Source organism: Pseudomonas sp. TSRC2-2 (assembly GCF_049897785.1).
Classification (GTDB): Bacteria; Pseudomonadota; Gammaproteobacteria; order Pseudomonadales; family Pseudomonadaceae; genus Aquipseudomonas.
In genome coordinates this window covers 318531-330844 of record NZ_JAFCWZ010000004.1, presented here as the reverse complement: position 1 = coordinate 330844, position 12314 = coordinate 318531, and the positions used below count along the sequence as shown (strand labels likewise).

The window sequence follows — 12314 nt, the reverse complement described above, 5'->3', positions numbered from 1 at the left end:
CGGGAATAAGTCGCGCGAGGCGGGCGATCATCCCACGGAGCGTACCGGGCGTTCCAGCGCGATTCGTCCGGGCGTTTATTGCGCTTGCGCCTTCGCCGCTGGCCGCGCCAGCAGACGCCGGGTCACGCCGAGCATCGCTACCGACACCGCTACGCCCACCACGAAGCCGCTCAGGCCCATGCTCGGCAGCGTCAAGGCTGACACCAGGCAGAACGCTGAGAACGAATACATGCCGGTCGCCGTTGCGCGCAGTAACGCAGCGGTAAACGCCGGGCCTCGCGTTTGTTGCGAAAACACCGCCATGACGCTGCCAAGTACGGGGAACACCGCGAGCAGGCCGCTCCAGCGCTCCCCGACGGTGCTGGCGAGCATCGTCACCACCAGTGTCAGCGCAGCGCCGGCAATCATCCGCCAAATCAGTTTGTCCGACTTCGGCGCTCGCCCGTTCAACGCCGGCTGCACCTCGGGAAACAGGTACGGCGATGCAAGCAGCGCCACCGCCGCGGCAATTACCGAAAACGGCAAGGATGCCGGGATCACCGACAACACCGCTGCCAGCACGCCCCAAACCGCCAGCGAAAACGTCAGTGCCCACGGCCAATCGGCGCGTTGCGCGACCTGCGCATAGGTGACGCAGAAGGCGATCATCGCGAACATCGCTGACAGCGCCGCCACCGCAGATTGCGCGGCAAACTGCGGGCCTTGTTCGACCGCGAGAAAAAACAGAATGGGCCCGACCACGACCGGCAATCCCGACAACCACCCAGCCACGCTCGGGCCCCAACGTTTGCCCGCCAGAGAAATCAGCAGGAGAAAAGCGGGAATCAGCAGCAGTTTGAGGATCAGCACGCGGGTCTCTCCGTTGGGTCAGGGTGGGTACGTTAGCACTGCGCTTGGGAGATTGCTGCCTATGTGTGCAAAGTTTGTATACAAAATTTCAAGCGTGAATCCGGCTATGCTTCGAACATTCAGAGCGTGGCGCAGAGGATACGGCGATGAGCAGAACACCCAAACTTGTCCGTGGCTGCTGTGGCATCGGCTTGTGGGCGCTGTTGCTCACGCCGACATGGGCCAATTGGCAAGACGCCGTGCCCGGTGCGCAAATCATCGGCAGCGGCGATTTCAGCGTGTTCGGCTTCGATGTTTACAGCGCTCGTTTGTGGAGTGCCGCACGACCTCTCGCGGACGGCCAGCCTTTTGCGCTGGAGCTGATCTATCGCCGCGCGATCTCGCGCGACGATCTGGTCAGCACCAGCGTCGACGAGATCAAGCGCCTGGCCGGCCCCAGCGTCAGCCCGGCACAACTGGCCAATTGGCAGGTGCAGATGCAGCAGTCGTTTATCGACGTGCAGGCCGGTACGCGAATCACCGGCGTGTATCTGCCGGGGCAGGGTGCGCGGTTTTTTGTCGGCCAGAAGCTGCAGCACGAGATAGAAGACCCGCAATTTGCCAAGGCGTTTTTCGATATCTGGCTGGATCCGCGTACACGCAGCCCCGAGTTGCGCGAGCAGTTGTTGGGGGCGAGTCAATAAGATCAGCAGATCGCGTTCCAAATGCACGAGCTGCTGCAGGCTGCAATCTTTGCTCTTCAAGGCTTCTGGCGAAACGTCTAAGCTGCCGGGTTCCCGTTTTTGTTTCTGGATGTGTGCGTGAAATTCAGTTTGCCCAAAATCGCCACCGCGCCGTTTTGCCCGCCGGAAGTGGCCGGCAGTGTCGCGGTCGATCCGACTGCGTCGTTCTTCAAACGCGTGCTGCGTTTTGCCGGTCCCGGTTTGCTGGTGTCGATCGGCTACATGGATCCGGGCAACTGGGCCACTGCGATCGAGGCCGGTTCGCGTTTTGGCTACAGCCTGTTGTTCGTGGTGTTGCTGGCGAGTCTGGCCGGCATGGTGGTGCAATGCCTGTGCTCGCGGCTGGGCATTGCCACCGGTCGCGATCTGGCGCAATTGTCCCGCGAGCGCTACAGCACGCCGACCGCACGCCTGCAATGGGGGCTGGCGGAAATTTCGATCATCGCCACCGACCTCGCCGAAGTGCTTGGCTGTGCATTGGCGTTTCACTTGCTGCTCGGGTGTTCGCTGACGTTCGGCATCGCCTTGACGGCGTTCGACACTCTCCTCGTATTGGCCCTGCAAAACCGTGGCTTCCGCCGCCTGGAAGCGATCATGCTGGTGCTGGTCGCGACCATCGGTGTGTGTTTCTTCGTCGAGTTATTGTTGATCAAGCCGTACTGGCCGGACGTGGCGCAGGGCTTCAAACCTTCGCTGTCGGCCATTGGCGATGCTGCGCCGTTGTATCTGGCGATTGGCATCCTCGGCGCCACGGTGATGCCGCATAACCTTTATCTGCACACCTCGATCGTGCAGACGCGGATGATCGGCAAGGACTTGGCGAGCAAGCAGGACGCAGTGAAGCTGGCGCGCATCGATACGATCGGGTCGCTGGCCCTGGCGCTGCTGGTCAACGCGGCAATTCTGATTCTCGCAGCGGCAGCGTTCCACCAGTCCGGGCACACCGATGTGGTCGACATTCAGGACGCCTATCACCTGCTCGATCCGCTGGTTGGCGGTGCGCTGGCAAGCGTGCTGTTTGGCGTAGCGCTGCTCGCGTCCGGGCAAAGTTCCACGTTCACCGGAACCATCGCCGGGCAGGTGATCATGGAGGGCTATCTGAATCTGCGAATCCCGTGCTGGCAGCGACGCCTGATCACCCGCGGCCTGGCGCTGATTCCCGCGTTCATTGGCGTTTGGCTGCTCGGTGATGGCGCGATTGGCAAGTTGCTGGTGTTGAGCCAGGTCGTGCTCAGCCTGCAACTGCCGTTCGCCTTGTATCCGTTGATCCGCATGACCAACGACCGGCAATTGATGGGGCCGTTCGTCAATCGCTGGCCGACCCGGGTGCTGGCCTGGGGGCTGTTTGTGCTGATCAGCGGGGCGAATTGCTGGCTGATATTGCAGTGGGCAGTTTGATAGCCGGTGTGCGGTGATCAGCTCGCCCTTGGAGGAAAGCTCGCTCCCACAGTTTTCGCGGTGACCACCTCGAATCACCAGCCGACGAGGGGTCATCCATCAACTTGTTTCGCAGCGGGCGAGCCTATACTGTATATGCACACAGTAAAGGGCCCGCGCCATGCAAATCATCGACAAGCTCAGCATCCTCGCCGACGCCGCCAAGTACGACGCCTCCTGCGCCAGCAGTGGCGCGCCCAAGCGCAGCTCCGAAGGCAAGAGCGGGCTTGGATCGACGGACGGCATGGGCATTTGCCACAGCTATACGCCGGACGGGCGCTGTGTGTCGTTGTTGAAGATCCTGCTGACCAACTTCTGCCTTTACGATTGCCAATACTGCGTCAACCGCCGTTCCAGCGACGTGCCGCGTGCACGGTTCACCCCGGAAGAAGTCGTCACGCTGACCATGGATTTCTACCGGCGCAACTGTGTCAGCGGCCTGTTTCTCAGCTCCGGTATCATCCGCTCGGCGGACTACACCATGGAGCAACTGGTGCGCGTGGCGAAGTTGCTGCGTGAAGAGCACGAGTTTCGCGGCTACATCCATCTCAAGACCATTCCGGAAGCCGATCCTGCTTTGATCGAAGAAGCGGGGCGTTACGCCGACCGCCTCAGCGTCAACATAGAATTGCCCACCGATGCGAGCCTGCAAACGCTCGCACCGGAGAAGGACATCACCTCGATCAAGCAAGCGATGAACACCATCTACACCGGTGTGCAGACCGTGTTGAACGAGCCGCGCTCGGCGAAGTTCGCCCCGGCCGGGCAAAGCACGCAGTTGATCGTCGGTGCCGATGACACCGATGACAGCACCATCCTGCACAGCGCCCAATCCTTGTACGGCAACTTCCGCCTGCGCCGGGTCTATTACTCGGCGTTCAGCCCGATCCCCGACAGCCCGAAAAGCGTGCCACTCGCCGCGCCGCCGCTGATGCGCGAGCATCGTTTGTATCAGGCCGATTTCCTCCTGCGCAGCTACGGCTACAGCGCAGACGAATTGCTCAAGGGGCCGGGCAATCTGGCGCTTGATATCGATCCGAAACTGGCGTGGGCGCTGGAAAACCGCGAAGTGTTCCCCTTGGACCTGAATCGTGCCGACGCGGCATTGATCTCGCGCATTCCCGGCATCGGCTTGCGCACTACCGAGCGCCTGGTCGAGCTGCGTCGCCAGCGCCGCATCCGTTACGAAGACGTTGCGCGGATGCGCTGCGTGCTGGCCAAGGCCAAGCCGTTCATCATCACCAGCGATTACCACCCGCAACAGGCTGAAGTCACCAGCCACATGCTCTATCAGCAATTGCGCGACCGGCCGATGCCGCAGCAGATGGGGTTGTGGGGATGATCAGTCTTGATTGCGATGACCTGTTCGACAACTGGCGCCAGCAAGCACGCTGGTTGCTCAGCCATGAAATCGATCCAAGTCTGGTGAGCTGGGCGGTGGAAGGGGTGGGGGATCTGTTTGCCGGTGACGATCACGTGCCCGCTGGGCTGGGACCCTTTCAGGCGCGTATCCCGCGCGCGCTGCTCGACACCCTCGAACAAGCGGCGCGTTATCGCGGCGAGCAACGCTGGAGCCTGTTGTATGAAGTGCTGTGGCGCGTCAGCCATGGCGACCGCACGGCGATGATGGCCGGCGATAAACTCGGCAGCGAACTGCAGCGTCGAATCAAACAGGTCAGCCGCGAAGCCCATCATCTGCATGCGTTTGTGCGCTTTATCGAGCGCCCGAAGGGTCTGCCCGGCCCGCAATATGTGGCGTGGCACGAACCGGCGCATGACATTCTGCACAGCGCCAGCGAGCACTTCATCGGGCGTATGGGCCAGCATCGCTGGTTGATCGCCACGCCACGCGACGGTGTTTATTACGACGGCGAGCAATTGATTCACGAGCGTCAGTGCCCGATTGAATGGCAGCAACTGGCGCAGAACGTTGATGATCCGCATGGCGATTTGTGGTTGACCTACTACAGCCACATCTTCAACCCGGCGCGGTTGAACCCCAGGGTCATGCAAGGACACTTGCCGGTGAGATTCTGGAAGAACCTGCCGGAGGGTGAGTTGATTCCCGGATTGATTACCCAGGCGCGGATGGGCAAACAGCAGAACGGGCAGGCGAGCGGGATTGCCAGTCGAGCCGGAAAGCGGATTGCTTTGAAATAGAAGATCAAAAGATCGCAGCCTTCGGCAGCTCCTACAGAGACCGTGTAGGAGCTGCCGAAGGCCGCGATCTTTTGATTTTTTGATTTTCTGTAGCCCAGCAAAAAGCCCTCCATCAATCGCTCAATGGAGGGCTTCTTTTCAACATCAAAAACCGTCAGTTCAAACCTTGACGATCCAGCCCGCTGGCGCTTCGATGTCGCCGGTTTGCACTCCAGTCAGCTCCTTGTAGAGCTGCTGGGTCACCGGACCCACCTCGGTTTCGCTATGGAACACATGCAGATGATCGTTGTAGCTGATGCCGCCGATCGGCGTGATCACGGCAGCAGTACCGCAGGCACCGGCTTCCTTGAAGTCCGCCAGTTTGTCGATCAGCACATCGCCTTCGACCACTTCCAGACCCAGACGCGATTTGGCCAATTCGATGAGCGACAGGCGGGTGATGCCTGGCAGGACCGATGGCGAGTTCGGGGTGACGAACTTGTTGTCGTGAGTGATCCCGAAGAAGTTGGCCGAGCCCACCTCTTCGATTTTGGTGTGAGTCATCGGATCGAGGTAGATCGCGTCGGCAAAGTTGGCTTTCTTGGCTTTCGAGCCCGGCATCAGGCTGGCCGCGTAGTTGCCACCGACCTTGGCGGCGCCGGTGCCTTGCGGGGCGGCGCGGTCGTAGCTGGAGATCTGGAAGTTGTGCGGAGTCAGGCCGCCCTTGAAGTAGGCGCCGACCGGAATGCAGAAGATCGAGAAGATGAACTCGGGCGCGGTGCGCACGCCGATGTTGTCACCGACGCCGATCACGAACGGGCGCAGGTACAGCGCGCCGCCGGTGCCGTAAGGCGGGATGAAACGCTCGTTGGCGCGAACCACGGCTTTACAGGCTTCGATAAACTGCTCGGTGTCCACGGTCGGCATCAGCAGACGTGCGCAGCTGCGTTGCATGCGCAGGGCGTTCTGGTCCGGGCGGAACAGGTTGATCGAGCCGTCCTTGCAACGATAGGCCTTCATGCCTTCGAAGCACTGCTGGCCATAGTGAAGAGCCGTCGAGCCTTCGCTGATGTGCAGGACGTTATCTTCGGTCAGGGTGCCTTTGTCCCACTCGCCATCGCGAAAGTACGACAGATAGCGTTTGTCGGTCTTGATGTAGTCAAAACCCAGCTTGTCCCAATTGATGCTTTCGTTACCCATGACACCCTCTATCGCTGAACAACCGCCGAAACGGTTCAAGGCTTCTGACGTTTTTTTGGATGGGCACAACAATACTTCATTCTTGAGCGGTTTCGCAGCCCGGACTATCGGATGACGCCCAGATAAATCGCGTTGCTCTCAAGAATTCGCAAGCAAGCCCACACACATTTGAAGTGCATTCCCCCTATGGGAGCGGGCTTGCTCGCGAAGAGGCCCTTACAGCCCCCCGTAAATTACAGATGCAGAGCATGCCCCAACGCACGCAACGCCGCTTCCTGCACCGCCTCACCCAAGGTCGGATGAGCATGAACGGTGCCGCCGATGTCTTCCAGCCGCGCGCCCATTTCCAGGCTTTGCGCAAACGCCGTGGACAATTCGGAAACCCCGACGCCCACGGCTTGCCATCCGACAATCACGTGATTGTCGCGACGCGCGACCACACGGACGAAGCCACTTTTCGATTCCAGGGTCATCGCCCGGCCATTGGCGGCGAACGGGAAGCTGGAAACGATGCAGTCCAGCCCGGCAGCCTTGGCCTCGTCCGGGGTGTTGCCGACCACCACCAGTTCCGGGTCGGTAAAGCACACGGCGGCGATGGCGGTCGGGTTGAATTCACGGCGCTTGCCGCTGATCAGCTCGGCAACCATTTCGCCCTGGGCCATCGCGCGGTGTGCGAGCATCGGTTCGCCGCTGACATCGCCGATGGCGTAGACATTGCGCATGCTGGTCTGGCAATGGCTGTCGATCCTGATTGCCGAGCCGTTCATGTCCAGATTCAGCGCTTCGAGATTGAAGCCTTGAGTGTTGGGTTTGCGCCCGACCGCGACCAGCACCTGATCGGTTTCCAGGTTCAAGGTGTCGCCTTCAGGATCGCGCACCTGCAACGTGCCGTCGAAGCCCAGCACGCTGTGCTTGAGGTAAAGCTTCATGCCCAATTGCTTCAATGCGTCGTGCACCGGTTGGGTCAGCTCAGCGTCGTAAGCGGGCAAGATGCGATCCTGCGCCTCGACCACGCTGACATCGGCACCGAGCTTGCGGTAGGCGATGCCCAGCTCCAGACCGATGTAACCACCGCCCACCACGACCAGACGTTTGGGCACAGAAGTTGGCGCCAGCGCCTCGGTGGAGGAAATGATCGGCCCACCGATTGGCAGGATCGGCAGGTTGACGCTGGTCGAGCCGGTGGCCAGCACCAGATGCTCGCACTGGATGCGCGTATCGCCGACTTCCACGGTTTTGCCGTCGATGATTTTTGCCCAGCCGTTGACGACCTGAACCTTGTTCTTCTTCAGCAATGCGGCGACGCCAGTGGTCAGACGATCAACGATACCGTCCTTCCACTCGACGCTTTTAGAGATGTCAAGACTCGGCGCGGAAACGCTGATGCCCAGCGCCGAATGCTGATGGTGATGCTGCGTCTGATGGAACTGCTCAGCGACATGGATCAGCGCTTTCGATGGGATGCAGCCAATGTTCAGGCAGGTGCCGCCCAGAGATTGGCCCTCCACCAGAATGGTCTGGATGCCCAATTGCCCAGCGCGAATCGCTGTTACATAACCGCCGGGGCCACCGCCAATAATCAGCAGCGTGGTGTTCAGAGTCTGCATTGCGTTACTCCACAAACAAAGTGGCGGGTTGTTCGAGCAAGCCCCGAATGGCCTGGATGAAGAGCGCCGCGTCCATGCCGTCGACCACGCGGTGATCGAATGAACTGGAGAGGTTCATCATCTTGCGAATCACCACTTGGCCTTTGATCACCATTGGCCGTTCGACGATTTTGTTCACGCCGACAATCGCCACTTCCGGCAGGTTCAGCACCGGCGTACTGACGATGCCGCCCAGCGCACCGAGGCTGGTCAAGGTGATGGTCGAACCGGACAATTCGTCGCGGCTGGCCTTGCCATTGCGAGCGGCATTGGCCAGGCGCGAAATTTCCGCTGCGCTGTCCCACAGGCTGCGCGCTTCGGCGTGACGCACCACCGGCACCATCAGGCCGACATCGCTTTGCGTGGCGACGCCGACATGCACCGCGCCGAGGCGGGTGATGACTTGCGCTTCGTCGTCATAACGCGCGTTCATTTGCGGGAAGTCGCGCAGGGCGACGACCAGCGCGCGAACGAGGAACGGCAGCAAGGTCAACTTGCCTCGGCTGGCGCCATGTTTTTCATTCAGATGCGCGCGCAGTTCTTCGATCGCGGTGACATCGATCTCCTCGACATAGCTGAAATGCGCGGCACGCTGAGTGGCATCCTGCATGCGCTGGGCGATCTTGCGGCGCATGCCGATCACGGGGATCTGTTCTTCGTCGTTGCGCTGGGCATAAGCGGCACCTGCCGGCGCCGAGGCATTGGACTGACCTTGCGCCAGATGAGCTTCAAGGTCTTCATGCAACACCCGACCGGCCGGGCCGGTGCCGCGCACCAGACGCAGTTGAATACCAAGATCCAGCGCATGTTTGCGCACGGCTGGCGAGGCCAGCGGACGCTCATCGGCTTCACGGGCAACCATCGGGCCTTGGCAAACCGCAGCCGGACGTGGGGCCGCTGGAGCAGGTTTGCTCTCGACAACAGCTTCCACGTTCGGTGCAACGGACTCTTTGGCAGCTACAGGAGCGGCGGACTCTTTGAGGTTGCCAGCCCCTTCAACCTCGATGCTGATCAGCACACTGCCGACCGCCATCACTTCGCCCGGCTGACCGCCAAGCGCAATAACCTTGCCGTGTACTGGCGATGGAATATCGACCATCGCCTTGTCGGTCATCACATCCGCCAGCACCTGATCTTCTACGACCAGATCGCCGACCTTGACGTGCCACTGCGACAGTTCTACTTCTGCGATGCCTTCGCCGATGTCCGGCATCTTGATAACGTGCGTGCCCATTCAGACCTCCATGACCCGTTTCAACGCCGCGCCCACTCGGGACGGCCCTGGGAAATACGCCCACTCCTGCGCGTGCGGGTAGGGAGTGTCCCAACCGGTGACGCGCTCGATCGGCGCTTCCAGGTGATGGAAGCAATGCTCTTGCACCAGCGACACCAGTTCGGCGCCGAAACCGCAGGTGCGCGTGGCTTCATGAACCACCACGCAACGGCCGGTTTTTTTCACCGATTTGACGATGGTGTCCAGGTCCAGTGGCCACAGACTGCGCAGGTCGATGACTTCGGCATCCACCCCGGACTCCTCGGCAGCCACTTGCGATACATAGACGGTGGTGCCGTAGGTCAGCACCGTCACGTCCTTGCCCGGACGAGTGATCGCGGCGATGTCCAGCGGCACGGTGTAATAACCGTCCGGCACCTGGGCTTGCGGGTGTTTCGACCACGGGGTTACCGGGCGGTCGTGATGGCCATCGAACGGGCCGTTGTACAGGCGTTTCGGCTCAAGGAAGATCACCGGGTCATCGTTTTCGATGGAGGCGATCAGCAGGCCTTTGGCGTCGTACGGGTTGGACGGCATCACCGTACGCAAACCGCAGACCTGAGTGAACATCGCCTCGATGCTCTGGCTGTGGGTCTGGCCGCCGTAGATGCCGCCGCCGCATGGCATGCGCAAGGTCATCGGTGCGGTGAACTCGCCGGCCGAGCGATAACGCAGACGCGCGGCTTCGGAAATGATCTGGTCGGAGGCGGGATAGACGTAGTCGGCGAACTGGATTTCGGCGACCGGGCGCAGTCCGTAAGCACCCATGCCGACAGCCACGCCGACGATGCCGCTTTCCGAAATGGGGGCGTCGAACACGCGCGAGGTGCCGTACTTGGTCTGCAGGCCTTCGGTGCAGCGGAACACACCGCCGAAGTAGCCGACGTCCTGACCGAAGACCACGACATTGTCATCGCGCTCAAGCAACACATCCATGGCCGAGCGCAGGGCCTGGATCATGGTCATGGTGGTCGTGTTCATGGCGGTTTCCAGCTGAATATTGTTGTTGTGATCGTTCATGTCAGATCCCCAACTGCTGACGCTGGCGCTTCAAGTGCTCCGGCATCTCTTTGTAGACGTCTTCGAACATGGTCGCGGCGCTCGGAATCTGCCCGCCGGCAAGGGTGCCGTACTGTTCGGCCTGTTTCTGCGCAGCGATGACTTCAGCTTCGAGCTCGGCGCTGACGGCGGCGTGCTCTTCTTCGGACCAGTGGCCGGCCTTGATCAGGTGCTGTTTCAGGCGCGCTATCGGATCGCCGAGAGGGAAGTGGCTCCAGTCATCGGCGGGGCGGTATTTGGATGGATCGTCGGAAGTCGAGTGCGGGCCGGCGCGGTAGGTGACCCATTCGATCATGGTCGGGCCGAGGTTACGGCGGGCGCGTTCGGCAGCCCAGGCGGAAGCGGCATAGACCGCGTAGAAGTCGTTGCCATCGACGCGCAGCGAGGCGATTCCGCAACCAACGCCGCGTCCGGCGAAAGTCGTGGCTTCACCGCCAGCAATGGCCTGGAAGGTGGAAATCGCCCATTGGTTGTTGACCACGTTGAGGATCACTGGCGCGCGATAAACGTGAGCGAAGGTAAGGGCGGTGTGGAAGTCCGATTCGGCAGTGGCGCCGTCACCGATCCACGCTGAAGCGATTTTGGTGTCGCCCTTGATCGCCGAGGCCATGCCCCAGCCGACGCCCTGAATGAATTGGGTGGCGAGGTTGCCGGAAATGGTGAAGAACCCGGCGTCCTTGACCGAGTACATGATCGGCAATTGCCGGCCCTTGAGCGGATCGCGCTCGTTGGACAGCAACTGGCAAATCAGGTCGACCAGCGGAACGTCGCGGGCCATCAGAATGCTCTGCTGGCGGTAGGTCGGGAAGCACATGTCATCGATGTTCAATGCAAGGGCCTGGGCGCTGCCAATGGCTTCTTCGCCAAGGCTCTGCATGTAGAACGACATCTTTTTCTGGCGCTGCGCGACGACCATGCGGTTGTCGTAAATGCGCGTCTTGAGCATCGCGCGCATGCCTTTGCGCAGGATCTCGACCGGCACGTTTTCAGCCCACGGGCCGAGCGCATTACCCTGATCGTCGAGCACGCGAATCAGGCCACGCGCCAGGTCGGCGGTGTCGGCAGGTTCTACGTCGATGGGAGGTTTGCGCACCGTGCCTGCGTCGGTCAGATGCAGGTAGGAAAAATCGGTTTTACAGCCGGGACGGCCCGAGGGTTCAGGGACGTGCAGGCGCAGCGGTTCATACGCTTGGGTCATGGCTTCTACGCTCGATCTTGTGAATTTCTTGTAGTGAGCTGGCAGTCATTCCGGGGTAGAGGAAATCTTGTCCTACAACAATCATAGGCGCGGCTAAGAAGAATATTTCTCTCTGTTTTGTTGCGCTGGCGACCATTTGCAGATAGAAATTCTGCACAAGCATAAAAAAACAGGTAATTTTGTCTCATGCGCAAACTGGACCGCACCGATATCGGCATTCTCAACAGCCTTCAGGAGAACGCGCGCATCACCAACGCCGACCTCGCCCGCTCGGTGAACCTGTCGCCCACGCCATGCTTCAACCGGGTCAAGGCAATGGAAGAATTGGGCCTGATTCGTGAACAGGTGACGCTGCTCGACGCGGACTTGTTGGGGCTGCACGTCAACGTGTTCATTCACGTCAGCCTGGAGAAACAGGTTGAAGAAGCGCTGCAGCATTTCGAGGAAGCGATCTCGGATCGCCCCGAGGTCATGGAGTGCTATCTGATGGCTGGCGACCCCGATTATCTGATCCGCGTGCTGGTGCCGAGCATCCAGTCGCTGGAACGCTTCATGATGGATTTTCTGACCAAGGTGCCGGGGGTGGCGAACATTCGTTCCAGCTTTGCGCTCAAGCAGGTGCGCTACAAGACGGCGTTGCCGTTACCCGCGAATGGTTTGACGCTGGGTACCTGATCTGTCCGCAGTTGGGTGCGGGAGCCTGAGCCATGTTGGGTCGGGTCTTCGCGGCGGGGCGGGCGTATTCCTCAACGGAATGTCCCCCATGAAATCATTGGATTTTTCTTCTCTAC

11 protein-coding genes are annotated in these 12314 nt (G+C 60.6%); 5 read left to right on the top strand and 6 right to left on the bottom strand.

What is annotated here, in order from left to right; translation table 11 throughout:
- Positions 1–75: 75 nt before the first annotated feature.
- Complete coding sequence (locus tag ACP7D9_RS10210) at positions 76–849, bottom strand: hypothetical protein (protein ID WP_426157156.1); 774 nt, start codon at positions 847–849, stop codon at positions 76–78.
- A 146-nt stretch (positions 850–995) separates the two neighbouring features.
- On the opposite strand from ACP7D9_RS10210, the gene ACP7D9_RS10205 reads away from it, so the two are divergent.
- The 4 genes from ACP7D9_RS10205 (at position 996) to ACP7D9_RS10190 (ending at position 5168) form a co-directional block, all read left to right on the top strand.
- Positions 996–1532 (top strand): chalcone isomerase family protein, encoded by a 537-nt coding sequence (locus ACP7D9_RS10205; RefSeq protein WP_101162571.1) that lies wholly within the window; start codon positions 996–998, stop codon positions 1530–1532.
- Positions 1533–1649: 117 nt separating this feature from the next.
- Positions 1650–2969, top strand: coding sequence for an Nramp family divalent metal transporter (locus ACP7D9_RS10200; protein ID WP_101162568.1), 1320 nt, complete (start codon positions 1650–1652; stop codon positions 2967–2969).
- Between the two features lie 160 nt (positions 2970–3129).
- On the top strand, positions 3130–4350 hold the full coding sequence (locus ACP7D9_RS10195) for a putative DNA modification/repair radical SAM protein (protein WP_101162566.1): 1221 nt from the start codon (positions 3130–3132) through the stop codon (positions 4348–4350).
- Entirely contained in the window at positions 4347–5168 is an 822-nt protein-coding gene (locus tag ACP7D9_RS10190) for a TIGR03915 family putative DNA repair protein (protein ID WP_397478304.1), read from the top strand. The genes ACP7D9_RS10195 and ACP7D9_RS10190 overlap by 4 nt, the downstream gene beginning before the upstream one ends.
- Before the next feature lie 159 nt (positions 5169–5327).
- On the opposite strand, the gene ACP7D9_RS10185 is transcribed toward ACP7D9_RS10190, so the two are convergent.
- From ACP7D9_RS10185 to ACP7D9_RS10165, 5 genes are all read right to left on the bottom strand, one after another.
- Complete coding sequence (locus ACP7D9_RS10185; RefSeq protein WP_039762213.1) at positions 5328–6347, bottom strand: branched-chain amino acid aminotransferase; 1020 nt, start codon at positions 6345–6347, stop codon at positions 5328–5330.
- Positions 6348–6580: 233 nt separating this feature from the next.
- A complete protein-coding gene (gene lpdA / locus ACP7D9_RS10180) occupies positions 6581–7954 on the bottom strand; it encodes a dihydrolipoyl dehydrogenase (RefSeq protein ID WP_426157152.1) in 1374 nt (457 codons plus the stop codon).
- Positions 7955–7958: 4 nt separating this feature from the next.
- Complete coding sequence (locus ACP7D9_RS10175) at positions 7959–9227, bottom strand: dihydrolipoamide acetyltransferase family protein (protein ID WP_426157150.1); 1269 nt, start codon at positions 9225–9227, stop codon at positions 7959–7961.
- Entirely contained in the window at positions 9228–10286 is a 1059-nt protein-coding gene (locus ACP7D9_RS10170; RefSeq protein WP_426157148.1) for an alpha-ketoacid dehydrogenase subunit beta, read from the bottom strand.
- A gap of 1 nt (position 10287) precedes the next feature.
- Entirely contained in the window at positions 10288–11523 is a 1236-nt protein-coding gene (locus tag ACP7D9_RS10165) for a 3-methyl-2-oxobutanoate dehydrogenase (2-methylpropanoyl-transferring) subunit alpha (protein WP_101162558.1), read from the bottom strand.
- Between the two features lie 186 nt (positions 11524–11709).
- Between ACP7D9_RS10165 and bkdR the strand changes: the two genes are divergently transcribed.
- Positions 11710–12198, top strand: a complete 489-nt coding sequence (bkdR, locus tag ACP7D9_RS10160) for a Bkd operon transcriptional regulator BkdR (protein WP_039762201.1) — start codon at positions 11710–11712, stop codon at positions 12196–12198.
- The last annotated feature ends 116 nt before the right edge of the window (positions 12199–12314 follow it).

Bases quoted from the DNA above. Each gene is read 5' to 3' on its own strand.
- ACP7D9_RS10165 (WP_101162558.1), bottom strand. From the start codon at position 11,523: ATGACCCAAGCGTATGAACCGCTGCGCCTGCACGTCCCTGAACCCTCG.
- bkdR (WP_039762201.1), top strand. From the start codon at position 11,710: ATGCGCAAACTGGACCGCACCGATATCGGCATTCTCAACAGCCTTCAG.
- lpdA (WP_426157152.1), bottom strand. From the start codon at position 7,954: ATGCAGACTCTGAACACCACGCTGCTGATTATTGGCGGTGGCCCCGGC.
- ACP7D9_RS10170 (WP_426157148.1), bottom strand. From the start codon at position 10,286: ATGAACGATCACAACAACAATATTCAGCTGGAAACCGCCATGAACACG.
- ACP7D9_RS10205 (WP_101162571.1), top strand. From the start codon at position 996: ATGAGCAGAACACCCAAACTTGTCCGTGGCTGCTGTGGCATCGGCTTG.
- ACP7D9_RS10175 (WP_426157150.1), bottom strand. From the start codon at position 9,227: ATGGGCACGCACGTTATCAAGATGCCGGACATCGGCGAAGGCATCGCA.
- ACP7D9_RS10185 (WP_039762213.1), bottom strand. From the start codon at position 6,347: ATGGGTAACGAAAGCATCAATTGGGACAAGCTGGGTTTTGACTACATC.
- ACP7D9_RS10195 (WP_101162566.1), top strand. From the start codon at position 3,130: ATGCAAATCATCGACAAGCTCAGCATCCTCGCCGACGCCGCCAAGTAC.
- ACP7D9_RS10190 (WP_397478304.1), top strand. From the start codon at position 4,347: ATGATCAGTCTTGATTGCGATGACCTGTTCGACAACTGGCGCCAGCAA.